Source organism: Gillisia sp. Hel_I_86 (genome assembly GCF_007827275.1).
Taxonomy (GTDB): Bacteria; Bacteroidota; Bacteroidia; order Flavobacteriales; family Flavobacteriaceae; genus Gillisia.
On record NZ_VISE01000001.1, the window covers coordinates 2,463,107 to 2,490,063 of the forward strand.

The window sequence follows — 26,957 nt, forward strand, 5'->3', positions numbered from 1 at the left end:
ACGTAAAAGTATCAATTTAGATTGAGATATTTTATAGAACTGGCGTATAATGGGAAGGCATATCATGGTTGGCAATATCAACCAAATGCTATTTCCGTACAAGAAATTTTGGAGAAAGTCCTTTTAACCGCATTGCGGGTGGAAACTCCCGTAGTTGGTGCTGGAAGAACCGATGCCGGGGTTCATGCCAGTGAATATTTCGCACATTTCGACAGTAAAGAGATTAAGCATAAAGATAAATTGATTTATAAGCTGAATTCCTTACTGCCAGATGATATTGCCGTGTACGATCTCATTGAAGTTAGCGACGAAGCACATGCACGCTTTAATGCTACTGGTAGAAGTTATGCGTACTATGTGGTGCAGCAAAAGGATCCATTTAGATTTGAAACTGCTCATTATGTGAAAAACGGGTTGGATGTAAATAAAATGAATGAGGCAGCAGGCACCTTATTAAATTATACAGATTTTAAATGTTTTTCCAAATCCAAAACCGATGTGCACACCTATAATTGTAAGATCATTTCGGCACAATGGGTAAGGGAAAAGGACGTTTTGATATTTAAGATCTCGGCAGATAGGTTCTTGCGGAATATGGTAAGGGCAATTGTGGGCACATTATTGGAAATAGGTTTAGGTAAAACTCCCGTTTCCAGGTTGCATGAAATAATAGAAAGCAGGGACAGGCAGGAAGCGGGAACCTCTGTTCCGGCAAAAGCACTGTTCCTTGTTAAAATTGAATATCCAACATCTATTTTAAATAAATAAATGGCAGCAGCTACAGGTAACGCATTTGATTTTGGTCTTTTTAAAAGACTTATAAAATATACGAATCCATATAAGTGGACATTTTATTTTGTGGCCTTGGCTGCCATATTGTTGTCCTTTTTTGCGGTTTTAAGGCCTTATTTACTTCAAATAACCATAGATGATTCCATAATTCCCAAAGACAATGATAATCTGGTTTTCTATATCTCCCTGATGTTGGCAGTCTTATTTCTAGAGGTGATCTTTCAGTTCCTCTTTATTTATTTTGCCAACTGGCTGGGGCAGGAAGTGGTACGCGATCTAAGAGTGAATTTGTTTAGGCATATGCTTCAGTTTAAAATGAAGTATTACGATAAATCTGCAGTTGGGAGGCTGGTAACTCGAGCGGTAAGTGATATTGAAACCATCGCAAGTATCTTTAGCGAAGGGCTGTTTATGATTGCCAGTGATCTCTTAAAAATGTTGGTTGTTCTTGGATTTATGTTCTATAAAAGTTGGCAGTTAACCTTATTGGTTTTAATAGTTTTGCCCTTTATTTTATACGCAACCCGGATTTTTCAGAAAAAAATGAAGATCGCTTTTGAAGATGTTCGAAATCAGGTTGCGAACTTAAACACCTTTGTACAAGAGCGTATTACAGGTATGAAAATCGTTCAGATTTTTACAAGGGAAGATGTTGAATATCAGAATTTTAAAGATATTAATAAAAAACATAAAAGCGCTTGGATTAAGACCGTTTGGTATAACTCCATTTTCTTTCCCATTGCAGAGATGTCTACTTCCATCACTATTGGTTTAATAGTTTGGTATGGTGGTTTGCGAGTGGTAGAAAGCGATGCGCTTAGTTTGGGAATTATTATCATGTTTATTGAACTGGCTCAAATGCTCTTTAGGCCACTTCGTCAAATAGCCGATAAATTCAATACCCTTCAAATGGGGATGGTTGCTGCCAATAGGATTTTTGCGATTCTGGACACAGACTCTGTGATTAAGGATACCGGGACCAAAGCGATATCAAATTTAAAAGGAGAAATTGAATTTGAAAATGTTCGATTTGGATATGATGAAGGCGAAGAAGTGCTTAAAGGAGTTTCTTTTAAAGCTGAACTTGGTGAAACCATCGCTATTGTTGGGGCTACGGGAGCCGGCAAGTCTACGGTGATCAATTTGCTGAATAGGTTTTATGAAATTGATGCCGGAAGGATTTTGGTAGACGGAATGGATATTAAGGATATCACCCTCAAAACATTGCGGGCGGAGATTGCAGTAGTATTACAAAATGTGTTTTTATTTGCAGATACAATCCTGAATAATATCACGCTTCATAATCCTGAGGTTAGCGAAGAAGATGTGATAAAAGCTGCAAAGGAGATTGGAATTCATGAATTTATAAGCTCATTGCCAAATGGCTATCACTATAATGTAAAGGAACGGGGAGTGATGCTTTCATCTGGGCAACGCCAACTCATCTCATTTTTAAGGGCTTATGTGTCTAACCCTAGTATTTTGGTGCTGGATGAAGCAACCTCCTCTGTAGATTCTTACAGCGAGCAGTTGATCCAGGATGCAACAGATAAAATTACGGCGAACAGAACGTCCATAGTGATCGCTCATAGATTGGCAACCATCAAAAAAGCAAATAGGATTTTGGTGATGGATGCCGGAAAAATAGTTGAAATAGGGACGCACAAACAACTCTTGAAGGTTGCTAATGGTTTCTATAAGAATTTATATGAAGTGCAATTTATGGCAGAAGAGGAGTCTATTTAACCCTCATTGAGGGTTTGAGCGAAAAATTCCCCGAGGTTTACCTCAAATTTGTCAAAAGTGTTTCTAGTACATACCTCGTGGACTTACTCCGAGGTTTTTGATTTGCTTCTCGAGGTATCAGGTAAGATCTTCTTTCAGTTTATTCACCAACTCGTTGGTGTCTTCAAAAATGACAAATTCACCATCCTTTAAATAAGAGATCTGTCCGTTTTCCTCACTTACTACCAATGCCAGGGCATCTGTTTTTTCAGTAATCCCGACAGCGGCGCGATGCCTTAACCCAAATCTTAAGGGGATGGATCTATCGTTAGATACAGGAAGTATGACTCTTGTGGCGGTGATTTTATTATCTTCAATAATCATGGCGCCATCGTGAAGTGGGGAATTTTTGAAAAACACCGACTCAATGATTGGCTGATTCAATTCAATATTCATGGCATCCCCGGAAATTTTAATAAAGTCCAGTTTTGTGCTTTTTTGAATTACAATAAGGGCGCCGGTATAAGATCTCGCCATGCTTTCGCAGGCTTTCACTATCGCATTGAGGTTGGTTTTTATTTGCGTGTCGTCTTTCACAAACTTAAATTGCCTGAAGAATTTTCTTCTCTGTGTGAAGTTTGTGGAGCCAATCATCAGCAAGAATTTACGTATTTCCTGCTGAAAAACCACAATTAGGGCGAACATTCCCACCCCAATGAATTCTCCCAGCACGCTGCTTAAAAGTTCCATTTGAAGCAATTCTGTAAGCTTCCACATAAGGTAAACGATCACGATACCAATAAAGATGTTTACTGCAACCGTCCCTTTTACAAGCTTGTATAGATAGTAAAGCAATATTGCAACAAAAACAATGTCTACAATATCCAGAATACGAAGGTTTAAGAAATCCAAATTTTAAGGCTTTGTGTAAAAATAGAAAATTAGAATGTAAGCTGACTCATTAATTTTACGGTTTCCATAGCTTCTTTTACATCGTGCACACGTAAAATGTTGGTGCCATTGGCAATTGCCATCGTATTTAGAACTGTGGTTCCATTAAGTGCCTCTAGCGGAGAACAACCCAAAGTTTTATAAATAGTGGATTTTCGGGATAACCCAGCAAGGATGGGAAGCCCTAGCACCTTGAACTTCCTGAGATTGGAAAGCAATTCAAAATTCTGATCTATATTTTTGGAAAACCCAAACCCGGGATCTACAATTATATCATTGATTCCCAAAGCCCTCGCAGCCGAGATTTTTTCAGAAAAATAAAATAGTAGCTCTTGAGTAAGGTCTGTATAGTCCTTAAGATTTTTCATGGTTTTTGGGTTGCCCCGCATGTGCATCATGATATATGGAACCTGAAATTCTGCAACCACTTTCAGCATATTTTCATCCAGGTTTCCGGCAGAAATATCGTTTACCATGGCCGCACCGGCTTTCAAAGCTTCAGTCGCAACTGTACTTCTAAAAGTATCTATGGAGATAATGCTTTCAGGGAAATTCTTGAGAATAGCTTGAATGGCTGGGATTATACGATCTAATTCTTCAGCTTCAGAAATATCTTGGGCGCCGGGCCTTGTGCTATATCCTCCAATATCTAAAAATGTGGCTCCTTGTTCCAACATTTCTTCAGCAGTTTTAAGCAAGGTTAATAATGACACATTTCGACTTTCAGAATAGAAGGAGTCTGGGGTAATGTTAAGGATCCCCATTACTTTGGGGGTTGCTAAGTCTATTAAAGTACCTTTACAGTTAATGGTCATGGCGGAATTTATAATATTTCTTCTGAAAAGAGGAGGCTAAATTAACTTTGACTATCTAAATTATTTGCCCGAAATTTACGCAAATTAGAATAGTTCTATGAAGGATACCTCAAAACAATACGATGCGGTAATTAAAACTTGTCGCGAGTTGTTTGTAAATAAAATGAAAGATTACGGTTGTGCATGGCGCATTTTAAGGCTTCCGTCTTTAACAGACCAGATTTTTATTAAAGCACAACGCATAAGAAGCCTTCAGGAGAATGGGGTAAGGAAAGTAGAAGAAGACGAAAAACCGGAATTTATAGGGATCATCAATTATTCAATAATGGCATTAATTCAGTTGGAACTGGGAATTGCTACGCAACCAGATCTATCAGTAGAGGAAGCAATGAGGCTGTATAATGAGAAAATCAAGTTTACAAAGGAGTTAATGGAAAATAAAAACCATGATTACGGGGAAGCTTGGCGGGATATGCGGGTGAGTTCCTTGACAGATCTTATTATCCAGAAATTGCTTAGGGTTAAACAAATCGAGGACAATAGAGGTAAAACGCTTGTAAGCGAGGGGATAGATGCCAATTACCAAGATATGATAAATTATGCGGTCTTTGCCATGATTTTAATGGAAGGAAATACTGCCTGAAAAGTAGAAATAAATGAAGATATTTGTTGGGGTTGCCAGAATATTTGTGGGCATTTTGTTTATAATCTCCGGATTTATAAAGCTGAATGATCCAATAGGATTTTCTTTTAAGCTTCAGGAATATTTTAGTGCAGAAGTATTAAATATAGAGGTTTTAGTGCCTTTTGCGCTGGTAATTGCTATTTTTCTTGTTATTTTTGAATTGGTGCTAGGGATCATGCTTATTATAGGATACTTGCCAAAATTCACACTTTGGAGCCTCCTGTTAATGATCGTGTTCTTCACTTTTCTTACATTTTATTCGGCATATTTCGATAAGGTTAAAGATTGTGGGTGCTTTGGGGATGCGTTGCCGCTCACACCATGGCAGTCCTTTTATAAAGATGCCATCTTATTAGGGCTTATTTTACTGCTTTTCTTTAATAGAAAGTTGATTGCTCCAATATTTGCTCCAGTTTCCCATAGATGGATCATTTTCTTGTCGTTTATGCTTTGTTTTATTTTTGCTTATTATGTGCTTATGCATTTACCGGCAATAGATTTTAGAGCTTATAAAGTGGGCAATAATTTGCTGGAGGAGATGAAAATCCCAAAGGATGCTAAAAAAGCGGTTTATGAATATCGTTGGAAATTTGATAGGAATGGAGAAGAGGTACTTATTAAAAATTCTGGGGCTTATCCTAATGTAAAAGGTGAATATGTGGGTGTAGAAACAGCTTTAATTTCTGAAGGATTTAAACCGAAAATCCCGGATTTTTCAATTTTAAAAGATGGACAGGATATTACTAAGGAGATCTTGAGCAAAAAGAAATTGCTGCTCATAGTTGCCTACGATCTAAGAAAAACGGAGAGAGAAGGTTTTAGTGCCATAAAAGAATTGAGCGGGAAAGCACTTAAAAAGGGATATACGGTAGTGGGGTTAACCGCTTCCGGAGATGATCTTAAAAAAGAGATCACTTCTAAATTTAGTTTGAAATTTGATTTTTATCAGAGCGATGAAACAGTGCTTAAGACAATTGTTCGGGCAAACCCTGGGATCCTGACATTAATGAATGCCACAATAACCCAGAAAAAGCATTGGGGAGATGCATTAGAAATAGATTTAAAATAATTTAATTGAATTGAATATACTTTTTATACCAGTAATTACTTTTGACTAATCTATATTTAGGTTTTTCGTCATGCTGAACTTGTTTCAGCATCCCAGTAATACGGGAGGAGACCCTGAAACAAGTTCAGGGTGACGAGATGGGGAGATGCATCAGAGATAGATTTATAATAATTTAAAATATATATAATGAGAAAAAATATAGTTGCAGGAAACTGGAAAATGAACAATGACCTGGCTGAAACGCAGGAACTGATCTCACATTTAAAGCTGCAAATGGTTAAGGAACCAACCTGCGAGGTTTATGTGGCACCTTCTTTTGTGAATTTATATAACACCTTTCAGTCGCTTAAAGGAACTGTGGTAAAAGTTGCTGCCCAAAATATGCATTATGCAGCAAGCGGTGCATACACCGGAGAGGTTTCAGCAAAAATGTTAAAGAGTATTGGGGTGAATACCGTGATTTTAGGCCATAGTGAACGTAGAGCACTTTTTAACGAAACCGATGAATTGCTGGCAAAAAAAGTAAATACAGCGCTTAAAAATGATATGGAGATTATTTTTTGTTTCGGGGAAGAACTGAAAGAAAGGAAATCTGAAAAGCATTTCGAGGTTGTGAAAGAGCAGCTCGAAAATGGCTTATTTCATGTGAGTAAAGATTCCTGGAAAAATATTGTTCTTGCCTACGAACCAGTTTGGGCCATTGGAACAGGAGAAACAGCATCTCCTGAGCAAGCTCAGGAAATGCATAAATATGTAAGAGGTTTGGTTGCAAATAAGTTTGGGGACGAGATCGCTCAGGATGTTTCTATTTTATATGGTGGTAGTGTGAAACCTGGTAATGCCGCAGAGATCTTTGAGAAGGAAGATGTGGATGGAGGACTTATTGGTGGAGCTAGTTTAAATGCCATAGATTTTTTAGCCATTGTAAATGCTTTTGAATAATGGCTAATTATTTAGAAGTTCAATTTAAAATAAGCCCAACACAACCAGGTTCGGAGATATTGATCGCAGAATTGGGGGATGCAGGTTTTGAAAGTTTTGTTGAAAATGAAGATGGAATCACTGCCTATATTCAGACTGATGAGTTTAAGGATCAGATTTTGGAGGATATTCAAATCTTGGAGTCAGATGAGTTTGAGATAACTTATTCTTCCCAAGAAATAGAACAAGTTAATTGGAACAGTGAGTGGGAGAAGAATTTCAATCCAATTGTAGTGGCCAATAAATGTTCGGTGCGAGCACCCTTCCATGAAAAACCGGATACAGAATATGATATTGTTATTGAACCAAAAATGTCTTTTGGGACCGGACATCATGCAACTACGCATATGATGCTTCAGCATATTCTTAATGCTGAATGGGAAGGAAAATCAGTGTTGGATATGGGTTGCGGAACCGGGGTTTTAGCTATTCTTGCAGAAATGAAGGGAGCCACCACATTAGATGCAATAGATATCGATAATTGGTGTTATTTAAATACCCTGGAAAATATAGAGCGAAATAATTGTAAAAACATTACCGTTTCCGAGGGAACAGCAGCATTGTTGGAAGGCAAACAATACGATGTGGTGCTTGCCAATATCAACCGAAATATACTGCTGGAAGATATTCCTGCTTATGGCAAATGTTTAAATAGTGGAGGCAAGCTGTTTTTAAGCGGATTTTACACTGAAGATATTCCAGCGATAGAGGAAGTTTGCACTAAAAACGGACTGAAATTTGAAAATAAATTGGTTAAAAATAATTGGACTGCAGCAAGTTTTGTGAAAGAATAATTTATAAGAATTTGTATCTTTGTAATCGAATTTATAAAACATAAGCATTTGAAGATGAGCACGAAAGAAGAGGTATTAGAAGAAAGAAAAACCGTTACTAAAGAGAATAAAAACCATGAAATCGTATTGTTCAATGATGAGCATAATACTTTTGATCATGTGATTGAAACCCTTATTTATGCTTGCGACCATACCCCGGAGCAAGCCGAGCAATGTTCTCTTTTGGTGCATTATAAAGGGAAATGTACAGTAAAAACAGGACCTTATAATGATCTAAAACCAAGATGCTCAAAATTGCTGGAAGCTGGATTAAGTGCAGAAATAACAGATTAAAGGTTGAATTTTAGCTTTTTGTTTTGAAATTATTGAAATATTTTTCCTACATATATTATAATTTTCGTAAGTTTGTGCCATAATAGTTAAGGATTTCGAAACACCTTGACGGTTATTATAACTAAAACCTACTTATGAAAACTAACAAATTATTTTTATTTCTTGCGGGAGCAGGATTATTATTCACTTCTTGTGAAAAAGATGAATTAACCACATTGCCAGAAGAAGAAGCTTTAGCCATAAATTCTGAAGTGCCGGAATCTGTACTTCAAAAAATTGCAGCCCTACATTTTAACCCTAAAGGAGCGGAAGTGGGAAAAATCATGTTGCCAGGTGGCGGTTTCGAAAAAACCTATATAGTTGAAGGAGATATTGCATTAAGTGCTAGCCAGCTTAATAATATGAGTCCCAGCAATATTCAAGATAAACAGTATCGTACATATAATTTAGTTAGTAATAACAGAACGATAAATGTAATTGGATATACTGGAGGTTCTCAAGCTTTAACTTCTAAACAAAGAACAGCTTTACAGTATGCAATAAATAATTACAATGCCTTAAATATTGGATTGTCTTTTACCTTGACTTTTGGAACGAACTATACACCTTACGATATTGTAGTTTATCAAACTACAAATGGTCAAGCAGGTGGGGTAGCTGGCTTCCCAAGTAATGGTAATCCTTACAAATATATTCAGATATTTAATGGAATGGAGCAATATAGTGTAGATACCAATGAGCATGTAATGACACATGAAATTGGTCACACCTTAGGAATGCGCCATACAGATTGGTTTAGTCGTCAAAGCTGTGGGCAATCTGGAGAAGCTGCAGAACCTGATGGAGCTGTGCATATTCCAGGCACTCCAACCGGCTATGATTCTACTTCTGTAATGTTGGCTTGTTTCTCTGCAAACGAAGATGGAGAATTTGGGTCTAATGATGTTACTGCATTCAATTATTTATATTAAAACTTAACCAACCAGAAAGGTGTTTCAAAATCTGAAGTGAGCGTTCCCAACGCTCACTTTTTTTATTCAAAAAAGATCAATAATGCTTCTCTAATTTTAAAATAAAACATATATTTGCACCCGCAAAAAGGCCTCGTGGCGCAACTGAATAGCGCACTTGATTACGGCTCAAGAGGTTGCTGGTTTGAATCCAGCCGAGGTCACTAAAAGCTATCTTAAATAGCATCAAAACCACGCAAATCCTTAGATTTGCGTGGTTTCGTGGTTTTTAGGGGTTCATTTAATTTGATGTTGTTTGGTATAAAATGATACCTCGGAGGTTACCTCATTTTTAAAAAGTTACCTCGGGTGTATTTTAAGCTAAAATGGTATCGCTCAATTGTTCGTTTGATTTTGACTTTCGTAAATCAAGTTTAATTTAAAACAACAACTATGAGAACATCGAAAACTCTCGGAATTCATTTCTGGGTTAACAAGCAAAAAGAAATTGATGGTGAAGTGCTTCTTTACGCACGAATTACTGTTGACAAGAAACGTGTCAATATCAGCTTGAAAAGAAAAGTCCCATTAGATCATTGGGATTTTAAACAACGAAAGATGACAGGCAATTCTGCTAAATCAAAAGAAATTAATGATTATCTGGAAGTAACCAAATCGGAAATTTATAGTACTTACCAAATTCTACGCAGTGATAATAAACCTATTACGGCAGCCAATATAAAGAATGAATTTCTACAAGAAGGAGAAGAGTCAAAAACAATTCTTGAATTGTTAAGATATCACAGTCTCAAAATTGAAAATACTCTGGCAATTGGGTCAATTAGAAATTTTAAAGTGACTGAAGGTTATATTGTACGTTTTTTAAAGAAAAAAAAGCTTACTGATATCTCTTTATCTAATTTGAATTATGAGTTTTTATGTGACTTCGAAAACTTTCTTAACGGATACTATCCAAAAGGTCATCCTAAGGCAATGAGTCATAATACCGTAACAAAGCACATACAACGATTACGGAAAATGGTAACGCTTGCATATAACCTTGAATGGATAAAAGAAGATCCCTTCCGTAGATGGAAATCGAAATTTGATAAAGTGGATAGAGAGTTTTTATCCGATAACGAACTGTCGAAATTGGCAACACATCATTTCAAGATTGACCGTTTAGATCGTGTTAGGGATCTTTTTGTTTTCAGTAGCTATACTGGTATTTCTTTCGTCGATATTAAGAATTTGACCAAGAAGAATGTATGGATAGGAGACGATGAGGGCAACAAATGGATTAGCACATTTAGGCAAAAAACAAATAATAAAATCAAGATCCCATTATTGTTTAGAGCAGAACAAATTCTGAATAAAAATGATGTGCATCCAGTCACCGAAATATCGGATACCCTTTTACCCACGATAACAAATGAGAAAGCAAATTTATATTTGAAAGAAATTGCGAAGGAGGTGGGAATTGAAAAAAACCTAACTTTTCATATGGCTCGTCATACGTTTGCAACAACAGTGGCATTGAGCAATGGAATGCCCATTGAAACCGTTTCCAAAATCTTGGGACATACTAAAATTACAACAACTCAAATTTATGCTCGTGTGATGGACCATAAAATAAAGTCTGATATGGATGCGGTTCAGAAAAGGCTTAATGAAAAAGCGAGGCAACTTGAAGAGGAAAAAGAACTTATGCATTTACGGGAAAAGATTATTGCGGCTGAGAAGAAAAATTATTCACATATGACGAAAGGAGAACTCCTTGAGAAGTTGAACAATGTGCTTAATAAATAATCCTAATTATGATTGATGTGGTTAATAATTAGATCGCATAATGCGCTGTGGTTACTATTATTTTATCCGGACGCTTTCATTATCTTAAATCGGATTTTATCACCGGATGTTTTGGTTTTCTGAATCGCCACTCTTCATAATGGAAGTTATCTTGAATCCTTTTCTAAACTTCTAATAGCGCCTGTTTAGATGGTTCACTCGAACTGTTCCAAGCAATGTTTAATTAAACTTTATTTTTTTCTCTCCATGATATTTTATTTAGTTTAAAAAAATATTCATACACAAACTAATAGTTTGTGTATTTGAAGTAATTTAAACAACATCTCAATAGTTTAATAAAAGGTGAAAATAGAAACTAATAGTTTGGGAAAAGAACAAAAAATAAACCGCTTACTTAATTCCCAGCCTTCTGGGGCTGTCTATCTAAGCTCATGGTTAACTGAAAATGGGTTTTCCGCACAATTGCTTAATCGTTATAAGAAAAGTAATTGGCTTTATTCCATCGGAACAGGTGCTTGGATGCGAGTGGGAGAAGAACCCAGATACGAAGGTGCAATATATGCATTGCAACAACAGTGTGATAAGAGTATCCATTTGGGGGGCAAAACAGCCCTCTCTTTATTAGGGAAGGCACATTATTTAGAATTATCCACACAACAAGTTACACTGTTCGGTGGCAGTAAAGAAAAACTCCCTGCATGGTTCACTAAGTACAATTGGGACGTAAAAGTAAATTACTTTAGCACTTCCTTTTTGCCGGCAAACGTAGGATTACAGGCTTTAGAGCGTGGCAATTTTAGTTTGAAAATATCGAACCCTATAAGAGCGTTAATGGAATGTTTATATCTGACCCCAAAAAAACAAGACCTTGTGGAGTGTTATGAAATAATGCAAGGACTTAATAACCTTAGACCAAATCAGGTTTATGATCTTTTAGAGCAATGCACCTCTGTAAAAGTGAAACGGCTTTTTTTATATATGAGCGAAAAATCAAATCACGATTGGTTCAAGTATATGGATGCAGAAAAAATAGATATAGGAAAAGGGAAGCGGTCTTTAGTAAAAGATGGCGTTTATATAGCCAAATATGGCATCACTGTTCCCAAAGCACTGGTAGAATATGAATAGTTATAAAAATCAAGTTGCTTTATTATTACAAATGTTGCCAGAGGTAGCCAAAGAGAGATGCTTTGCACTTCACGGAGGCACTGCAATTAATCTATTTATTAGGGATATGCCTCGATTATCGGTAAATATTGACTTACCTATATCCCAATAGAAGATCGGGAAACATCACTTCAAAAAATCGTGGCAGCTTTGGCAAGCATTAAAGTAAATCCTGAAAAAATATTACCTGATGCAGAAATTACAGTAAAGGAGAAGATTTTGAAATTGCAGATTACAACAGCTAAGGCGCAAATAAAATTAGAAGTAAGTCAAATAAATAGAGGTTTATTGGATGGACTTGTAGAATTGAAATTATGCAATAAAGCTCAAGAGGAATTTGATGCGTTTTGTGTAATTCAGGTAGTGTCAATGGGACAATTATATGGTGGTAAAATTTGTGCTGCCCTTGACCGTCAACATCCACGCGACCTCTTTGATATAAAACACTTGCTGGAGGATGAAGGATTCACGGATGATATTAGAAAAGGATTTATGCTGCTTTTATTAAGTAGCAACCGACCTATCAACGAAATGTTGCAGCCCAACTTAATTGACCAAAGGGAAACAATGGTCAATCACTTTGATGGTATGAGTGCTGAAACCTTTACTTATGAAGATTTTAAGAAAACTAGAACAAAATCGATCGAAACGATACTTCAAAATTTAACCGCTCAAGACAAGAAGTTTTTACTAAGTTTTAGCGACTTAAACCCTGGTTGGAGTATATACGATTTTGAACGGTTTCCAGCCGTGCAATGGAAATTGCAGAATCTCACGAAACTTAAGGCAAATAATTTAGAGAAGTATAATATATTCCATACAGCATTAAAAAAGTTGCTAGGATAACAATAACACCTCAACTCATAACCCGAAGGTCACTGGTTCGAGTCCAGTTCCCGCTACTAGTAAAATCAAGGCTTTCGAGAAATCGAGAGCCTTTTTTTTATTTCATATAGTACAGAATAAGTAAAGAATCGTAGTATTTTCGATTTGACATTTATCTTGATTTCAAATGATATTATTTTGTAGCAAAAAATATTATCGATGAAATATTTTATTGCTTAAACGCATTTTTCATTAATTCCATTTCATTTCTTGGAATACCTAAATCGATTGCCAGTTGTTGCCATTGACCTACATTCTGCTGAATTGTATTGATAATAGCATTGGCTTCTTTTTCTTTTAACCGAAAATAAGGCGCGACTTCTCGTACCAGGTCTAAATCCAAAGCATTGTCATTTTCTGAAATATTAAGTTTTAAACCAGTACCGTTCGGGGTTGGATTGATATCATAAGCCGGCGAAAGTATCCAACCTGAATCCATTAACAGAAATCCGTGATTGCGAAGGTGGTCATCCGTATTGGAAATACAAACATTGAACGCAATACGTCTCCATAATTTCTTGAGATCATTATCAACATCAGCACCATTCTCCATTAAAAATTCCAGAAGCTCTAAATAACTGACTCCATCTTGATAGTCCGTTCCATCAGTATATCCCAATAAGGTCATCGCAGAAGCAAAATGGATACGGGTATCATCGTTCGTCCTATCAAAGCGTTGTGTCATAAAGGTATGCTGTTGATGTGAAAATTTTTGGATTCTTGATGGTGCCATATCAATGCCGGATTGAATGGCAAGTCGATACGCCAACATTTCCCAAGCACCCATATCCTGCTGGTCATTTTGGCTTGGAAATTTAGCAATCCACAAACTACCATCTGTATCCTGTATATTTGCCTTGGGTCTTGCGCCTCCTAAGGAAGATCCAGGAGCCATTAGCTTATTGAGCCATTTTAGGTATTCCGGATTATCTGGGGCATCTTCTTTCTCTAGCTGTAAGCTGGCAAATTCAAGATCTCTAAGTGCAGCGAAAGGCGGTGCGGCCATAGCTGCATTATCATCTAAAAAAGCACCATCCTGTACTGTTTTAAAACGAAGTCCTCCCATTCGGTTACTGTCGTAAACCCCGAGTAGATAATCCGACTCCATTAAAGTTTTGGGGCGTCGATTTTCTTTCCTGGCTTTAGCAGCCTCTTTACGCATCATTAGCACCCTTCCCCATCGATCAGGTGAGGAATCCAAGAAAATACCGAAATTGGACTTCTCATCATTGAGGTACTGAGCTCCTTCGAATAATTGTAGGTCTGGATCTATAATCTGGGCATAATCCGATTGTAACCATCCTTTATCATATTCAAAGGAAAATATTTCTTTCCCTCTAGATGGCGTAGCGTATAAACTCCCCATTAAGAATGGAGCTTCAATTCCTTCCCAATGCGCATATATAAATATTTCTTTTCGTTCCAGTGCCATTATTTCTTGGTATTTTTTGGGCCGCGTTCCTTTACGGTTAGATTGGCATCCTGTATTTTTCTGCCCAATACATCATCGTCGGCCAAAAGCAATATATCCTTCTCCAACCCTAATACTAATAAAACTTGGAGAATAATACCTAAAGAAATTGAAGGACTTCCTTTTTCTAGGGAAGAAAGTGTGGGACGGGAAATCCCTGCTCGTTCTGAAACCTGATCCATTGTCAGTTTCCTACGTAAGCGTGCTAATTTGATATTTTCTCCCACTGCTTGCAAAAGCTTCTTATTTTTAGGCAGTAAAATAATACTATTTCTAGACATAACGTTAAATATATTTTACAAATATAGGTAAAAAAGTAAATAGTATTTTACGTTATTTAAAAAAATATAGAGAACTTAATTTTTGTCCCAAAAAAAGTGTTTTTTTTGGGACAATTGAATTTGTTACAAATATTTTCCATTAAGAAGGCGCTTATATTATTTAAAAACAAATTTTTTCCATTATGAGAAAATTTTAGCTAAATATTTTCCATTATAAAGCATAATTTGCCCGAAATGAATTATTCTTTTATGGAGTTCACTCAGCCCACTCCCCTGCATTCCGCGAAAAGCTGCATTCCGGGCAAAGAGCTTCCTTGAAAAGTCTTGGACACCATCCCCAATTTCTACTTTCTACTGCGTTAACCCTTCCCGTGCTGCCGGGAAGGGACACTTCATTCCTGAACCAAAATTGCGAATAGCGTCCGCTTGGTAGTAATTCTATTTAACCGTTTGGTGCCGCTTCCCATGTGTTGGTACTTCGCAAAGTCCTTTAGACCTACTACCGTACTGTCGGTGTTACCTCGTACGTTTGTAATTCATTACTTACTCCTTCTGCTTTTATGAAGGGTAAAAAGAAAGATGCCCCTTAAATACATTAAAGTTGTTATACCTGATCGTTCAGCCTTTTAAATATCAGGATTTCAGACGACATATTTCAGGGATCCAAACTAGGAGCTAACCTATCACCTATCGCATTAAGTAGGTGGTTATATACTTCTCTGTTCAATTTGGTTTCTCCTTGATCCTAAAAATTCACTATTCCCGTAAGGAATTTATAAAAAAATAAAAAAGATTATTATAACGAAAGAGCAGAAGGAAATTCAAAAAAGCAATAAAAAAGGCTATTATAAAAGAAGTAAAAAAGAGAGAATATCCACACAATTTTTTTATTTTAGATTTTATGAAAAATAATTTAGGAATACTACTGGCATTTTTGGTGATAATGGTCTCTTGTAGGGATGAAAAACCAGAAACCAGTGAATCAATAACCAAAACGGAAAGAGCAGTAAAGGAAGAATATAAATTAATCAAAGAAAAGCCTGAAGGAGTCGAGGTTCCTGAGGGTATGGTTTGGATACCCGGTGGGACTTTTATACAAGGTGCTGTTACTTCAGATGAAATGGCAATGAACCACGAAAAACCAGCGCATGAAGTTGCAGTTGACGGATTCTTTATGGATAAAACCGAAGTGACCAATGCCCAATTTCGAAAATTCGTTGATGAGACGGGATATGTTACGGTAGCAGAACGTAAAATTGATTGGGAAGAAATGAAAAACCAACTGCCCCCTGGTACTCCTAAGCCTCATGATTCCATATTACAACCAGGTTCGCTTACTTTTAAGAAAACTAAAAATAGTGTTCCTAACCTCTATGACTATTCTCAATGGTGGAATTGGAGCATTGGAGCTAGTTGGAAACATCCGGAAGGACCGAAAAGCTCTATTAAAGGAAAAGAGGATTATCCTGTAGTGCATATTGCTTTTGAAGATGCGCAGGCCTATGCAAATTGGGCAGGAAAACGTTTGCCTACGGAGTCAGAATGGGAGTATGCCGCCAGAGGTGGCCAGCCTGATGCGATTTTTACCTGGGGAGATGATTTTGAAAAACTATCTGAAAATGCTAATTCCTGGGAAGGAGAGTTCCCTACCACCAATACCAAAGAAGATGGTTTTGAAGGTATAGCGCCAGTAAAATCCTTTCCTTCCAATCCCTATGGGATATATGATATGGCCGGAAATATCTGGGAATATACAAGCGATTGGTCTTTCCTTTTGGACGAAGTGGCGTGTCTATGACACTGGCATCCACTATGATCCCTTTTTTGACAATGATCTTGTGGGCCTCAAGCTGATCATTGATGGGACCGAAGAGCTTCTCAAAGGTCTTGGTTTTGGTCAGGGCGGTCCTAAACCTGCTCAAGGTACTATGGTCGGGTGCAACTTCATCTATGTGCATTCCACAAAAACAACTGAATGAGATACTATCGTTCAACCGGTCTTCTACTTCATAATCGCTCAATCCGTACCAACTTTGCAAAAGGCACATTTTAAACAACAACAGGCCGTTATAGGAAGGTTTGCCCACGGCACTTTTTCCTTTGGAATAATCGGCATCTATCAGTTTTTCGATTTTCTCCCAATCGATCACCGCATTTATTTGATTAAAAAATGTTGTTTTTATCTTTCTTGCTCGCAAATCGCAAACTGTGTCTGCCAATGTGGGTTGTTTCTGTAATTTCATACATTAAAAACAAGCCTTAACAAATTAAATATCAATTGATCAAATTATTTTTGTACTCCGATTTTGAACAATTTATCCCTTGCAACGGTCTTATACCAATTTACTTATACAATGTCGCTATTTTTTTTGTATATTTACTAATGGCAAAACCACAGGAATTTACAATAACCCAAAGCGTTGAAGAGCTTAGGGCACTCCGCAAAAGTCAAACTAATATAAAGCATGAAAAGCGTGTTATGTTTTTAATCTATCTAAAAGAGAACAAATTTAAAACACGCCACGAGCTTTGCGATTATTTAGGTATTGATCCACGAACCCAACAACGCTGGACAAAACAGTATCTTGAAAATGGAATATCGTTTTTATTGACTGATTTGCCCAAGAACAAAAAGTCAAAAATAATCACTCCTGAAATACATAAGGAACTTGAAAAACGTTTGAATTCTAGCGACCAGGGATTTTTAGGATATTGGGATGCGCAAGCGTGGGTAAATAATGAATTTGACATAGATATACAATACCATTGGTTGCGCAAATATTTGATAAAGCATTTTAAGACCAAGCTTAAAAGCCCCCGTAAATCTCATTATAAAAAAGATGAAGAAGCTGGAAAAGCTTTTTTAAAAACTCCCTAATGACCTAGACAACATTAGAACAAGTCTAAATAAAAACAAGTATAAGCAAGTAAATTTGTACTTTCAAGATGAAGCTCGATTTGGTATGATGACCCATACCGGCAAACACTTAACAGCCTGCGGGATCAAACCTATTGTCAAATATCAACACATATTTAAAACAACTTATCTATATGGTAGTTATTCCCCAATAAACGGAAATAGTTTTGTCTGGGAAATTAATGGAGTAGATACTACTGTTTTCGAAGCTTATCTAGAGAACTTCTCTAAATACAAACCTCAAGAATTTAAAATTGTGATAATTGATAATGCTGGTTTTCATTCGACAAAAAATATTAATGTGCCCGAGAATATATATTTGTTGAGAATTCCGCCTTACACTCCAGAACTCAATCCGTGTGAACAAGTATGGCAGTATATTAAAAATAGGTTTAAAAATCAAAGGTTTAAATCAATGCAGGAACTTAAACAATGGCTACATCAAATCGTAAAAGATATGGGCAAGCAAACAATAAAATCAATTACTGGCAATCACCATTATGTAAATGCATTTGTTACGACTTTTAATAGTTAAATTGGTCTTAGCATCTGCCAGAATATTCAATTTTTCCTTAATTCTTTCAAAAGGCATTCTTATATAATTAATGTTTTTGATTAATTTTTTAAATTATGTAGTATTAATAAAAGCAAAAACCCCCAAATTGGGGGTTTCTATATCAATTAAAAGAAACTGTTTTTACATACTTTGAACCTGTGATTCCACTTCTTCTTTAGTTCCTTTAAATGTTTTTACTTTTACATCGCTCTTCCCATTTTCAATAGTAGTAGTTCTTACCTTTGCAACAGTTTCATCGCCTTCAGTGGTCATCCTAACTTCTACTTCTTTAGTTTTAGAATTCTCAATACCTTCCACATTCATAATGGAAGCGTTTTCAACTTCATTTTGCGTATCTCCAATAGTGTGCCCGCCTAATATAGGTGCTATTACCAAACCAATCAAGCAAGTAAGCTTTATCAAGATATTCATAGATGGTCCTGAAGTATCTTTAAATGGATCCCCGACAGTATCACCGGTTACGGCAGCTTTATGAGCTTCAGAACCCTTATAGGTCATTTCCCCATCAATTAGAACTCCTGCTTCAAAAGATTTTTTAGCATTGTCCCAAGCTCCCCCTGCATTGTTCTGGAAAATAGCCCAAAGTACCCCACTTACGGTAACTCCGGCCATATACCCTCCCAACATTTCAGCAATTGCCAAATTATCCATTCCGAAGATCATCGGGATAAATGCTATTGCCAAAGGGAACCCTATTGTAAGCAAGCCGGGCAGCATCATTTCTCTTAAAGATGCTTCGGTAGAGATCGCCACGCATTTATCGTATTGTGGTTTTCCTGTACCTTCCATAATTCCTGGAATTTCCCTAAACTGTCTGCGTACTTCCTGTACCATTTCCATAGCTGCTTTTCCAACGGCATTCATCGCCAATGCTGAAAATACTACCGGAATCATTCCCCCTACAAATAACATTGCAAGTACTGGGGCTTTAAAAATGTTGATCCCTTCTATCCCTGTAAAAGTTACATAGGCTGCAAATAAGGCCAAAGAGGTTAATGCAGCAGATGCAATTGCAAAACCTTTCCCGGTTGCTGCAGTTGTATTTCCTACAGAATCCAAGATATCTGTACGTTCTCTCACAATTGGTTCTTGTTCACTCATTTCAGCAATACCACCTGCGTTATCGGAAATTGGTCCGAAGGCATCAATAGCCAATTGCATAGCGGTTGTAGCCATCATTGCTGAAGCTGCTAATGCAACTCCGTAAAATCCTGCGAACGCATAAGAAGCCCAAATTGCACTTGCAAACAATAAAATTGAAGGAAAAGTAGAGATCATCCCTGTTGCCAATCCTGCTATTATATTGGTTCCTGCTCCAGTGCTGGATTGTTGTACGATCTTAAGAATTGGCTTTTTGCCTAATCCTGTATAATATTCGGTTACTGAAGAAATAGCTCCCCCAACTATAAGCCCGATAATAGTTGCGCCGAATACACGCATCGAAGAAATTTCTTTTAAACCTTCTCCAAAGAATTCCATCTGCATGGTTTCCGGGAGCATCCATTTTACAAGGGCAAAACATGATAGGGCAACAAGCGCTATAGAGACCCAGTTCCCAATGTTCAAGGCTCGCATTACTTCCGATTCCTTGGCGTCATTGCTGCTTATTTTAACCAGCATGGTCCCAATCATAGAAATAATGATTCCTGCACCGGCAATAGCCATTGGTAATAATACCGGGCCAATACCGCCAAAAAGATCACTAATGTTTCCGCCCATATCCTTTATCACATAATTCCCAAGGACCATTGCTGCTAAAACGGTTGCTACATAAGAGCCAAAAAGATCGGCTCCCATTCCTGCAACATCCCCTACGTTGTCTCCCACGTTATCTGCAATAGTTGCTGGGTTTCTAGGATCGTCTTCTGGAATACCTGCTTCTACTTTTCCAACCAGATCGGCTCCAACATCCGCAGCTTTGGTGTAAATTCCACCTCCCACACGCGCAAACAAAGCGATAGATTCAGCTCCAAGAGAGAATCCTGCAAGGGTTTCCAATACAATTGTCATATCTGATGTGGAGGTCCAAACACCTCCCATAAAGTAATTGAAGAATAATATAAAGAAGGAAGTTAGGCCTAAAACCGCAAGTCCTGCTACTCCAAGACCCATTACTGTACCACCACCAAAAGAAATCCCCAAGGCATTTGGCAAACTTGTTTTGGCAGCTTGTGTAGTTCTAACATTGGTCTTTGTTGCTATTTTCATTCCCATATTTCCTGCCAGGGCAGAGAAAAATGCTCCAAAAATAAAAGCCACCACAATTAACCAGTGAGTGGTTGGTACTACAAAAGATACTACTGCAAGTGCAATACTTACTATAATCACAAAAACGGTTAGTAATTTATATTCGGCATTTAAAAAAGCAAGGGCACCTTCGTATATATGATCTGAAATTTCTTTCATTTTTCCGTCACCGGCATCCTGTTTTAAAACCCAGGATCTTTTCATCCACATATAAATTAGGCCAATAATTGCTAGAACAATTGGGGCATAGATAATCATTGATTCCATAGAGATAGTTAAATATTGGTTAATGTGCGCTAATGTAGCAAAATCAATGGTAAATAAAAAAGCAATAGCTTTTTAAGGTTATTGCTTTTAATCCCTCACTGAGGGTTTAATCCCCCGAGGTTTTTAATTTCAATATTTATAAAAAAATATTCGCTTATATCCCGAACCTCTCTTTGTCCCCTTCGTAATTTTTATATCTTTCTATACATTGCCTAATGATCTCTTTAGCTTCATCGGCATTTCCCCAACCACCAACATCAACCTTCTTTTTCTCAAGATCTTTGTATACTTTAAAGAAATGCTCGATTTCTTTAAGCAAGTGACCGTTCACATCATCAAGATCATTCAATCTATTCCAGATAGGATCTGAAACCGGCACACAAATGATTTTCTCATCTGGTCCTTTTTCGTCTGCCATGTGGAAAACCCCAATTGGCTTAACTTCCATTACAATTCCTGGAAAGGTTGGTTCTGCTACCAAAACCAATACATCTAATGGATCACTATCCAGCGCAAGGGTGTTGGGGATAAACCCGTAATCTGCAGGGTACATCATAGAAGAAAAGATCATTCGGTCGTACCGAACTTTCTTCAATTCAAAATCGTACTCATATTTGTTCCTACTCCCTTTTGGGATCTCTATCAATACATCAAAAGTCTCTGACATTTTCTTTCTTTTTTGTTCAAACTTTTCAGGCGGCAAATATAGTGATTAATCCTCTTACAAAACGCATTAAAAATGAAAACCAAAGGAAGCGGTGACTCCAAACGATCTGGCATCTTCATTATCGAAGTAATTTCCCCTAAAATGTGCATCTAAGCGAAGGAACTTAAAGATGTTTCCAACACCTACACTATATTCCCAATAAGGTTTAGAATCTGGTGCAATAAGTGGCAATCCAGAGGCAGCTATGTTTTTGTTTTCTTCTGAAATTTCTCCATAAACCCCTCTAATCCCAATAATCTCTCTCAAATTAAGATCTCTTAAGCCCGGGATCCTGGAAAATAACCTTCCGTTGAAGTTGTGCTCAAAATGTGCAGCAGCATACGTATCGGTTACAAATTCGTAGAAGTTAAGCAGTGGGAATGTGTTGTAAAGTGCAAAATAAGTCTGATTTCCAGGCACTACGCTCAACAATCCAAGTGGGACATCCCCAAATGTTTTTCCTGCTTCAAGACTTACATTGGCTTTTCCGAAACCTCCAACCAATAAAGGCTGATTGTAAAAGAATTGAATTTTCCTGTAATTAAAATCACTTTCAAAAATATCCTTAACCCCCAAACTATAGTTTAAAAAGAGGGTTGGAAAATCCCCGCCATTAATAACATTCCTATCCACCCCAAACCCAGTGGTTTCTCTTCCCGGTGTATATGAGAAAATGGTAGAGATTTCGGTTTGGTTTATTTTCGAATCTATTTGAGTTAGTGTTTCATCTGTATAAAAATCCAAACTAAAAGTTGGGGAAGCAGGTTTCAAAATTCTGTAAGATCCTGCAAGTCGAAAAGTGAAGTTTTTAAGGGGCTCTATTTCTAGACTTACCACCGAAAGGTTAATAGAACTCAACTTATCATTATTTCCTACATTGATCAATGAGGAAGAAGCCAAACTTCTGCCAAGCACATCGGTAGTGTTGGTGAGGCTTGTTCCCAATTGCTCTATATCGCGCCTGTTACCAGCTGTGGCGATTATCCTCATTTTTTTGTCCAGCAATATTTTTCCTGCAATCCCATATTTAAATTGCTTGTCCTTGAATCCGTAAGCACCATATCCTTCAATCCGCCATGGATCATTCTCATCGAAATAACTTCTTCCGCCCCCTCTTAATCTAAATCCCTCTACATCATTAAACCCAAAAGTGGTATAAATGGGGCCATAGTCAAAACCATCGAATTCTATGTAGCCAGAAGATAAGGTGGTGGTTAAATTGTACAAGCGTTTAAAGGCCTTTACATTTTGCAGGGTGTCCAGCATTTTGTAGACACCGCGCTCATCCCCATTTAATTCTTCGAGTCTGTTTTCTTTCCAAAATTCATCATCCCGATTATAAACTTCTTTTTTGAAATCGATCACTCGGGTATCGTAAAATTTCAATAGTTTTTTATTGTTGAAATTGTATTCGTCATACAGCACCGTTCTTTTTCCATAGATCCCTCTTGCAGATTCTTTATCCCGAAGCGAAAAATCTACCTGAAAAAAATCTCTGGTGATTAGGAAAATAGAATCGTTCAAAACATCGAATTCCTGCTCTATATAAACCCCTTTCACCCAGTTTACATTGGCGTCTTCTGCCATTTCTAAATTGATCTTCTTAACCGCCCAGGTAGTATCGTTTACCCAAAAGTCCCCTTTAAAGGTCAATTCATTTTTTCGTCTTGGATAATACCTTATTCGATAGCACCATTTGTCACCCACAAAAGAGCTATCTGTTAGAACATAATTATAATTATTGATTCCAGTGGTAGAAAGCGGACTTATAAAACTTTTGTCAAAAAACTTGAGATAATTCTCATAGATATCTATTTCTGAATAAATATCTTTTACAGTGGAAATTAGAAGTTGATTGTTGCTGAAACCAGAATTTTTATTCCCTAAAAGTTCTTCTTTGACCTTTCCGGAATTTTTATCTCCATATACTTTGGAAACGGCCTCATTGAGAAAAATTGGCAAGTAGGTTTTTCCAGTAACCCTGTTCGTGTCCAAATCTTTAAAAATAAATTCCATCCCATTAAATAAGCGACTTTTAATTAAAGCGCTGTCTATTTTATTAAGATCGAATTCAAGCTTTTCATATTTTCTGTATTCGTATTGATCAAATTTCTTTACGCCATTTTGTCTTTTGTTTTCCCAGATCTTTCTTAGGATATCCAAAGCGGGATTGTTTTTTTTAGAAGTTTTCCCTTGATAGATTATCACCTCGCCCAAAGATTCGGTCATTTCTTTTAAAATAATCTTAAGATCCAAATTATCTCCGTTTTCAAGGGGTAACACCAAAGTCTCATACCCTACATAGGAAAATTCCACATTGGGTTGATCTTGATCAGATTTTAGATAGAAAACACCATTTTCGGTGGTTGTAGTTCCTTCAGAAGAGCTTAAAAAAATAACATTCGCAAAAGGAACGGGAGTTCCTGTTTCGTCTACAAGTACTCCACTAATTCTGGTTTGGGACCATCCTTGAAAAATGCCAAAAAAGAGAAAGGCGAATAAAAAGGTGTATTTCATATTTGGGTAAAAAAAAAGCTCCATCGATTATGATAGAGCTGCAAAGGTATATCTATAAGATTACTTGTAAAGCACCTTTTTAACAGCTTTAACAACATCTTCACTATTCGGTAACCAGTTTTTTAGTAATTCCGGGGAATAAGGAGCAGGGGTATCTGCTGTGTTGATCTTAATAATTGGGGCATCCAAATAATCGAATGCATTTTCCTGAACCTGATAGGTGATCTCTGTAGCAACATTTCCAAATGGCCATGCTTCTTCCAATATCACCAATCTATTTGTTTTTTTAACCGATTTATATATTGCCTCATAATCTAAAGGTCTTACCGTACGCAGGTCAATGATTTCACAGGAAATTCCATCTTTTTCCAGTTCATCTGCCGCTTTGTAAGCTTCCTTGATGATTTTTCCAAAAGATACAATCGTAACATCTGTTCCTTCTCTTTTAATATCTGCAACTCCAATTGGAATTATATATTCTTCTTCCGGCACTTCCCCTTTATCTCCGTACATCTGCTCGCTTTCCATGAAAATAACGGGATCGTCATCGCGGATTGCAGCTTTTAACAATCCTTTTGCATCGTAAGGGTTGGAAGGTACAATTACTTTCAATCCTGGACAGTTTGCAAACCAGCTTTCAAATGCTTGAGAGTGGGTGGCTGCCAATTGCCCTGCAGAACCTGTTGGTCCTCTAAATACGATTGGAATGTTGAATTGTCCACCGCTCATCTGACGCATTTTTGCTGCGTTGTTGATAATTTGATCTATTCCAACAAGGGCGAAGTTGAAGGTCATAAACTCTATAATAGGCCTGTTTCCGTTCATGGCGCTTCCAATTCCAATTCCGGAGAAACCAAGTTCAGAAATAGGAGTGTCTATCACCCGCTCTGGACCAAATTCATCCAACATGCCTTTAGACGCTTTGTAAGCACCATTATATTCTGCTACTTCTTCACCCATTAGGTAAATAGTATCATCTTTGCGCATCTCCTCGCTCATGGCCTGCTGAATTGCTTCTCTGAATTGAATTGTTTTCATTCTATATGTCTATACTGTTAAATGTATCGGTTTAAAAAGCAAAAATAGTAATTCAAAAAAGTTTATGATGCATGTAAGAGCTAAAATATTTACTATGCATGCATAGTAAATTCTGTAAAAATTTACCTATCTTCGTTTTCAAGAAAACAAATTATTTAAAAAGAAAATATAGATGAAAATATTAGTGTGTATAAGTCACGTCCCGGACACTACTTCGAAGATTAACTTTACAGATAACAATACTAAGTTTGACACCAATGGAGTCCAGTTTGTAATTAATCCGAATGACGAATTTGGTCTTACCCGTGCTATGTGGTTCAAAGAGAAACAAGGAGCTTCTGTAGATGTAATAAATGTTGGAGGCGCAGAAACTGAACCTACTTTAAGAAAGGCATTAGCTATTGGCGCAGATAATGCAATTAGGGTAAACACGCCCGCAACAGATGGTTTTCAAGTTGCCAAACAACTTGCAAATGTTGCCAAAGAAGGTGGATATGATCTTATTATTGCAGGACGGGAGTCTATAGATTACAACGGGGGAATGGTTCCAGGAATGTTGGCCGCTTTATTAAAAGCCAACTTTGTGAACACTTGTATTGGACTTGAAGTTGAAGGAACCCAAGCAAAAGTAGTTAGGGAAATAGACGGTGGGAAAGAAACTGTTACCGCTAAATTACCATTGATTATTGGTGCACAAAAAGGTTTGGTTGAGGAAAGTGACCTTAGGATTCCCAATATGAGGGGAATTATGATGGCTAGAAAAAAACCATTGAATGTGGTCGAACCTGTGGATGTCACAGTCCAAACTAAAATTGAGAAATTCGAAAAACCGGCTCCTAAAGGTGCTGTGAAATTGATAGATCCGGATAATTTGGATGAATTGATCCAATTACTTCATACAGAAGCTAAAGTGATTTAATTACTTATGGGAGGCTTCAAAAAAAGCCAAAATGGCGCATAGAATTTAATATCCACATCAAATAAAAATAAAAAACATGTCAGTTTTAGTTTATATAGAATCAGAAGAGGGAAAGTTTAAAAAAGCATCATTGGAAGTAGCTTCTTATGCAAAAGGAGTTGCCCAAATGCTTGGTACTACGGTAACAGGAGTCGTATTTAATGCTGAAGATGTTTCAGAACTTGGCACTTACGGAGTAGATAAGGTTTTGAAGATCAATAATTCAAAATTACAAGATTTTAATGCTGAAGCTTATGCCGATGCATTGAAGCAGGCAGTAGATAAAGAAGTTTCAAAGGTTGTAGTTGTTAGTCAGAGCGCAAATAGTAAATATTTGGCGCCGCTATTGGCAGTGCATTTAAATGCCGGATACGCTTCTAACGTAGTTTCTCTTCCAGAAAGTGCTAGTTCATTTGTTGTTAAAAGAACAGCCTTTACAAATAAAGCTTTCAGCTTTACAAATATAACTACAGATATTAAGGTAGTTGGAGTTTCTAAAAATGCCTTCGGTTTAAAAGAAGCGCAAGGGGCAGCAACGGCTGAAGATTTTTCTCCCAACCTATCTGAGGAGGATTTTTCGGTAAATGTTACCAATGTAGATAAAGCAAAAGATAAAGTAACTATTGCAGATGCCGAGATCGTTGTTTCTGGTGGGCGCGGACTTAAAGGTCCGGAGAACTGGGGAATGATAGAAGATTTGGCGGAAACTTTAGGAGCAGCAACAGCATGTTCAAAGCCGGTGAGCGATATGGGCTGGAGGCCTCATAGTGAGCATGTTGGGCAAACAGGGAAGCCTGTTGCATCAAACTTATATATAGCAATTGGAATTTCCGGTGCCATCCAACATTTGGCAGGGATTAACGCTTCTAAAGTAAAAGTTGTTATCAATAATGATCCAGAAGCGCCATTTTTTAAGGCAGCAGATTACGGAGTTGTTGGTGATGCCTTTGAAATTGTACCGAAGTTAAATGAAAAACTAAAAGAATTTAAAGCTAAAAACGCATAATTTATTTAACTTGCGA

At 37.1% G+C, this 26,957-nt stretch carries 25 protein-coding genes, 1 tRNA gene and 1 pseudogene; 18 read left to right on the forward strand and 9 right to left on the reverse strand.

The features are described from left to right. Positions 1-21: 21 nt before the first annotated feature. Both truA and JM83_RS11170 read left to right on the forward strand, forming a co-directional pair. Positions 22-768 carry a tRNA pseudouridine(38-40) synthase TruA gene (truA, locus tag JM83_RS11165; protein ID WP_144962123.1) on the forward strand — a complete coding sequence of 249 codons (747 nt, stop codon included), beginning with the start codon at positions 22-24 and terminating at the stop codon, positions 766-768. Next, entirely contained in the window at positions 769-2,538 is a 1,770-nt protein-coding gene (locus tag JM83_RS11170) for an ABC transporter ATP-binding protein (protein WP_144962125.1), read from the forward strand. A gap of 117 nt (positions 2,539-2,655) precedes the next feature. Here JM83_RS11170 and JM83_RS11175 read toward each other — a convergent pair whose 3' ends face one another. Both JM83_RS11175 and folP read right to left on the reverse strand, forming a co-directional pair. After that, positions 2,656-3,429, reverse strand: a complete 774-nt coding sequence (locus JM83_RS11175; protein WP_144962127.1) for a diadenylate cyclase — start codon at positions 3,427-3,429, stop codon at positions 2,656-2,658. A 29-nt stretch (positions 3,430-3,458) separates the two neighbouring features. Then, entirely contained in the window at positions 3,459-4,283 is an 825-nt protein-coding gene (gene folP / locus JM83_RS11180; protein WP_144962129.1) for a dihydropteroate synthase, read from the reverse strand. A 97-nt stretch (positions 4,284-4,380) separates the two neighbouring features. Here folP and JM83_RS11185 point away from each other — a divergent pair, with 97 nt between their 5' ends. From JM83_RS11185 to JM83_RS11230, 11 genes are all read left to right on the forward strand, one after another. Next, a complete protein-coding gene (locus tag JM83_RS11185; RefSeq protein WP_144962131.1) occupies positions 4,381-4,926 on the forward strand; it encodes a DUF1599 domain-containing protein in 546 nt (181 codons plus the stop codon). Between the two features lie 13 nt (positions 4,927-4,939). Next, the gene (locus tag JM83_RS11190; RefSeq protein WP_144962133.1) at positions 4,940-6,037 is read left to right on the forward strand and encodes a BT_3928 family protein; all 1,098 of its coding nucleotides are present in this window, start codon (positions 4,940-4,942) and stop codon (positions 6,035-6,037) included. A gap of 186 nt (positions 6,038-6,223) precedes the next feature. Beyond that, positions 6,224-6,979, forward strand: a complete 756-nt coding sequence (tpiA, locus tag JM83_RS11195; RefSeq protein WP_144962135.1) for a triose-phosphate isomerase — start codon at positions 6,224-6,226, stop codon at positions 6,977-6,979. Further along, complete coding sequence (gene prmA, locus JM83_RS11200) at positions 6,979-7,812, forward strand: 50S ribosomal protein L11 methyltransferase (protein WP_144962137.1); 834 nt, start codon at positions 6,979-6,981, stop codon at positions 7,810-7,812. Before tpiA ends, prmA begins: the two co-directional genes overlap by 1 nt. A 54-nt stretch (positions 7,813-7,866) precedes the next feature. Continuing rightward, the gene (locus tag JM83_RS11205; RefSeq protein WP_144962139.1) at positions 7,867-8,145 is read left to right on the forward strand and encodes an ATP-dependent Clp protease adaptor ClpS; all 279 of its coding nucleotides are present in this window, start codon (positions 7,867-7,869) and stop codon (positions 8,143-8,145) included. A 134-nt stretch (positions 8,146-8,279) separates the two neighbouring features. Beyond that, on the forward strand, positions 8,280-9,116 hold the full coding sequence (locus JM83_RS11210) for a M57 family metalloprotease (protein ID WP_144962141.1): 837 nt from the start codon (positions 8,280-8,282) through the stop codon (positions 9,114-9,116). 129 nt (positions 9,117-9,245) lie between these two features. Continuing rightward, positions 9,246-9,319 (forward strand) — tRNA-Arg (locus tag JM83_RS11215). Positions 9,320-9,548: 229 nt separating this feature from the next. Then, positions 9,549-10,904, forward strand: a complete 1,356-nt coding sequence (locus tag JM83_RS11220) for a site-specific integrase (protein WP_144962143.1) — start codon at positions 9,549-9,551, stop codon at positions 10,902-10,904. Positions 10,905-11,246: 342 nt separating this feature from the next. Continuing rightward, complete coding sequence (locus JM83_RS11225; RefSeq protein ID WP_261376445.1) at positions 11,247-12,032, forward strand: type IV toxin-antitoxin system AbiEi family antitoxin; 786 nt, start codon at positions 11,247-11,249, stop codon at positions 12,030-12,032. A 31-nt stretch (positions 12,033-12,063) separates the two neighbouring features. Further along, on the forward strand, positions 12,064-12,183 hold the full coding sequence (locus tag JM83_RS19785) for a nucleotidyl transferase AbiEii/AbiGii toxin family protein (protein ID WP_409994705.1): 120 nt from the start codon (positions 12,064-12,066) through the stop codon (positions 12,181-12,183). Between the two features lie 29 nt (positions 12,184-12,212). After that, complete coding sequence (locus tag JM83_RS11230; protein ID WP_222430231.1) at positions 12,213-12,917, forward strand: nucleotidyl transferase AbiEii/AbiGii toxin family protein; 705 nt, start codon at positions 12,213-12,215, stop codon at positions 12,915-12,917. 208 nt (positions 12,918-13,125) lie between these two features. Here JM83_RS11230 and JM83_RS11235 read toward each other — a convergent pair whose 3' ends face one another. Both JM83_RS11235 and JM83_RS11240 read right to left on the reverse strand, forming a co-directional pair. Then, on the reverse strand, positions 13,126-14,388 hold the full coding sequence (locus JM83_RS11235; protein ID WP_144962144.1) for a type II toxin-antitoxin system HipA family toxin: 1,263 nt from the start codon (positions 14,386-14,388) through the stop codon (positions 13,126-13,128). Beyond that, positions 14,388-14,708: a helix-turn-helix domain-containing protein gene (locus tag JM83_RS11240; protein WP_144962145.1), complete on the reverse strand. Its 321-nt coding sequence runs from the start codon at positions 14,706-14,708 to the stop codon at positions 14,388-14,390. The genes JM83_RS11235 and JM83_RS11240 overlap by 1 nt, the downstream gene beginning before the upstream one ends. Before the next feature lie 901 nt (positions 14,709-15,609). On the opposite strand from JM83_RS11240, the gene JM83_RS11245 reads away from it, so the two are divergent. Then, positions 15,610-16,506, forward strand: a complete 897-nt coding sequence (locus JM83_RS11245) for a formylglycine-generating enzyme family protein (RefSeq protein WP_144962146.1) — start codon at positions 15,610-15,612, stop codon at positions 16,504-16,506. Between the two features lie 82 nt (positions 16,507-16,588). On the opposite strand, the pseudogene JM83_RS11250 reads toward JM83_RS11245, so the two are convergent. After that, positions 16,589-16,951 (reverse strand): annotated as a pseudogene (locus JM83_RS11250) (transposase); the annotation flags it as partial. A gap of 236 nt (positions 16,952-17,187) precedes the next feature. On the opposite strand from JM83_RS11250, the gene JM83_RS11255 reads away from it, so the two are divergent. Together JM83_RS11255 and JM83_RS11260 are read left to right on the forward strand one after the other, a co-directional pair. Continuing rightward, a complete protein-coding gene (locus JM83_RS11255) occupies positions 17,188-17,586 on the forward strand; it encodes a winged helix-turn-helix domain-containing protein (protein WP_186434943.1) in 399 nt (132 codons plus the stop codon). A 13-nt stretch (positions 17,587-17,599) separates the two neighbouring features. Further along, complete coding sequence (locus JM83_RS11260) at positions 17,600-18,160, forward strand: IS630 family transposase (RefSeq protein WP_144962147.1); 561 nt, start codon at positions 17,600-17,602, stop codon at positions 18,158-18,160. A 162-nt stretch (positions 18,161-18,322) separates the two neighbouring features. Here the strand turns inward: JM83_RS11260 and JM83_RS11265 are convergent, their stop codons facing one another. From JM83_RS11265 to JM83_RS11280, 4 genes are all read right to left on the reverse strand, one after another. Beyond that, positions 18,323-20,716, reverse strand: coding sequence for a sodium-translocating pyrophosphatase (locus tag JM83_RS11265; protein WP_144962148.1), 2,394 nt, complete (start codon positions 20,714-20,716; stop codon positions 18,323-18,325). Between the two features lie 154 nt (positions 20,717-20,870). After that, entirely contained in the window at positions 20,871-21,383 is a 513-nt protein-coding gene (locus JM83_RS11270) for an inorganic diphosphatase (RefSeq protein WP_144962149.1), read from the reverse strand. Positions 21,384-21,449: 66 nt separating this feature from the next. Continuing rightward, positions 21,450-23,939 carry a DUF5686 and carboxypeptidase-like regulatory domain-containing protein gene (locus JM83_RS11275; protein ID WP_144962150.1) on the reverse strand — a complete coding sequence of 830 codons (2,490 nt, stop codon included), beginning with the start codon at positions 23,937-23,939 and terminating at the stop codon, positions 21,450-21,452. A 60-nt stretch (positions 23,940-23,999) separates the two neighbouring features. After that, positions 24,000-24,977, reverse strand: a complete 978-nt coding sequence (locus JM83_RS11280; protein WP_144962151.1) for a pyruvate dehydrogenase complex E1 component subunit beta — start codon at positions 24,975-24,977, stop codon at positions 24,000-24,002. Between the two features lie 172 nt (positions 24,978-25,149). Between JM83_RS11280 and JM83_RS11285 the strand changes: the two genes are divergently transcribed. Both JM83_RS11285 and JM83_RS11290 read left to right on the forward strand, forming a co-directional pair. Further along, positions 25,150-25,896 (forward strand): electron transfer flavoprotein subunit beta/FixA family protein, encoded by a 747-nt coding sequence (locus JM83_RS11285; protein WP_144962152.1) that lies wholly within the window; start codon positions 25,150-25,152, stop codon positions 25,894-25,896. A 76-nt stretch (positions 25,897-25,972) separates the two neighbouring features. Continuing rightward, positions 25,973-26,941, forward strand: coding sequence for an electron transfer flavoprotein subunit alpha/FixB family protein (locus JM83_RS11290; RefSeq protein ID WP_144962153.1), 969 nt, complete (start codon positions 25,973-25,975; stop codon positions 26,939-26,941). Positions 26,942-26,957: the final 16 nt, after the last annotated feature.

Bases quoted from the DNA above. Each gene is read 5' to 3' on its own strand.
- JM83_RS11290 (WP_144962153.1), top strand. From the start codon at position 25,973: ATGTCAGTTTTAGTTTATATAGAATCAGAAGAGGGAAAGTTTAAAAAA.
- JM83_RS11275 (WP_144962150.1), bottom strand. From the start codon at position 23,939: ATGAAATACACCTTTTTATTCGCCTTTCTCTTTTTTGGCATTTTTCAA.
- JM83_RS11235 (WP_144962144.1), bottom strand. From the start codon at position 14,388: ATGGCACTGGAACGAAAAGAAATATTTATATATGCGCATTGGGAAGGA.
- JM83_RS11205 (WP_144962139.1), top strand. From the start codon at position 7,867: ATGAGCACGAAAGAAGAGGTATTAGAAGAAAGAAAAACCGTTACTAAA.
- JM83_RS11270 (WP_144962149.1), bottom strand. From the start codon at position 21,383: ATGTCAGAGACTTTTGATGTATTGATAGAGATCCCAAAAGGGAGTAGG.
- JM83_RS11265 (WP_144962148.1), bottom strand. From the start codon at position 20,716: ATGGAATCAATGATTATCTATGCCCCAATTGTTCTAGCAATTATTGGC.
- tpiA (WP_144962135.1), top strand. From the start codon at position 6,224: ATGAGAAAAAATATAGTTGCAGGAAACTGGAAAATGAACAATGACCTG.
- JM83_RS11220 (WP_144962143.1), top strand. From the start codon at position 9,549: ATGAGAACATCGAAAACTCTCGGAATTCATTTCTGGGTTAACAAGCAA.
- JM83_RS19785 (WP_409994705.1), top strand. From the start codon at position 12,064: ATGTTGCCAGAGGTAGCCAAAGAGAGATGCTTTGCACTTCACGGAGGC.
- JM83_RS11190 (WP_144962133.1), top strand. From the start codon at position 4,940: ATGAAGATATTTGTTGGGGTTGCCAGAATATTTGTGGGCATTTTGTTT.
- JM83_RS11240 (WP_144962145.1), bottom strand. From the start codon at position 14,708: ATGTCTAGAAATAGTATTATTTTACTGCCTAAAAATAAGAAGCTTTTG.
- JM83_RS11170 (WP_144962125.1), top strand. From the start codon at position 769: ATGGCAGCAGCTACAGGTAACGCATTTGATTTTGGTCTTTTTAAAAGA.
- JM83_RS11245 (WP_144962146.1), top strand. From the start codon at position 15,610: ATGAAAAATAATTTAGGAATACTACTGGCATTTTTGGTGATAATGGTC.
- prmA (WP_144962137.1), top strand. From the start codon at position 6,979: ATGGCTAATTATTTAGAAGTTCAATTTAAAATAAGCCCAACACAACCA.
- JM83_RS11185 (WP_144962131.1), top strand. From the start codon at position 4,381: ATGAAGGATACCTCAAAACAATACGATGCGGTAATTAAAACTTGTCGC.
- folP (WP_144962129.1), bottom strand. From the start codon at position 4,283: ATGACCATTAACTGTAAAGGTACTTTAATAGACTTAGCAACCCCCAAA.
- JM83_RS11255 (WP_186434943.1), top strand. From the start codon at position 17,188: ATGTTTTTAATCTATCTAAAAGAGAACAAATTTAAAACACGCCACGAG.
- JM83_RS11210 (WP_144962141.1), top strand. From the start codon at position 8,280: ATGAAAACTAACAAATTATTTTTATTTCTTGCGGGAGCAGGATTATTA.
- JM83_RS11280 (WP_144962151.1), bottom strand. From the start codon at position 24,977: ATGAAAACAATTCAATTCAGAGAAGCAATTCAGCAGGCCATGAGCGAG.
- JM83_RS11285 (WP_144962152.1), top strand. From the start codon at position 25,150: ATGAAAATATTAGTGTGTATAAGTCACGTCCCGGACACTACTTCGAAG.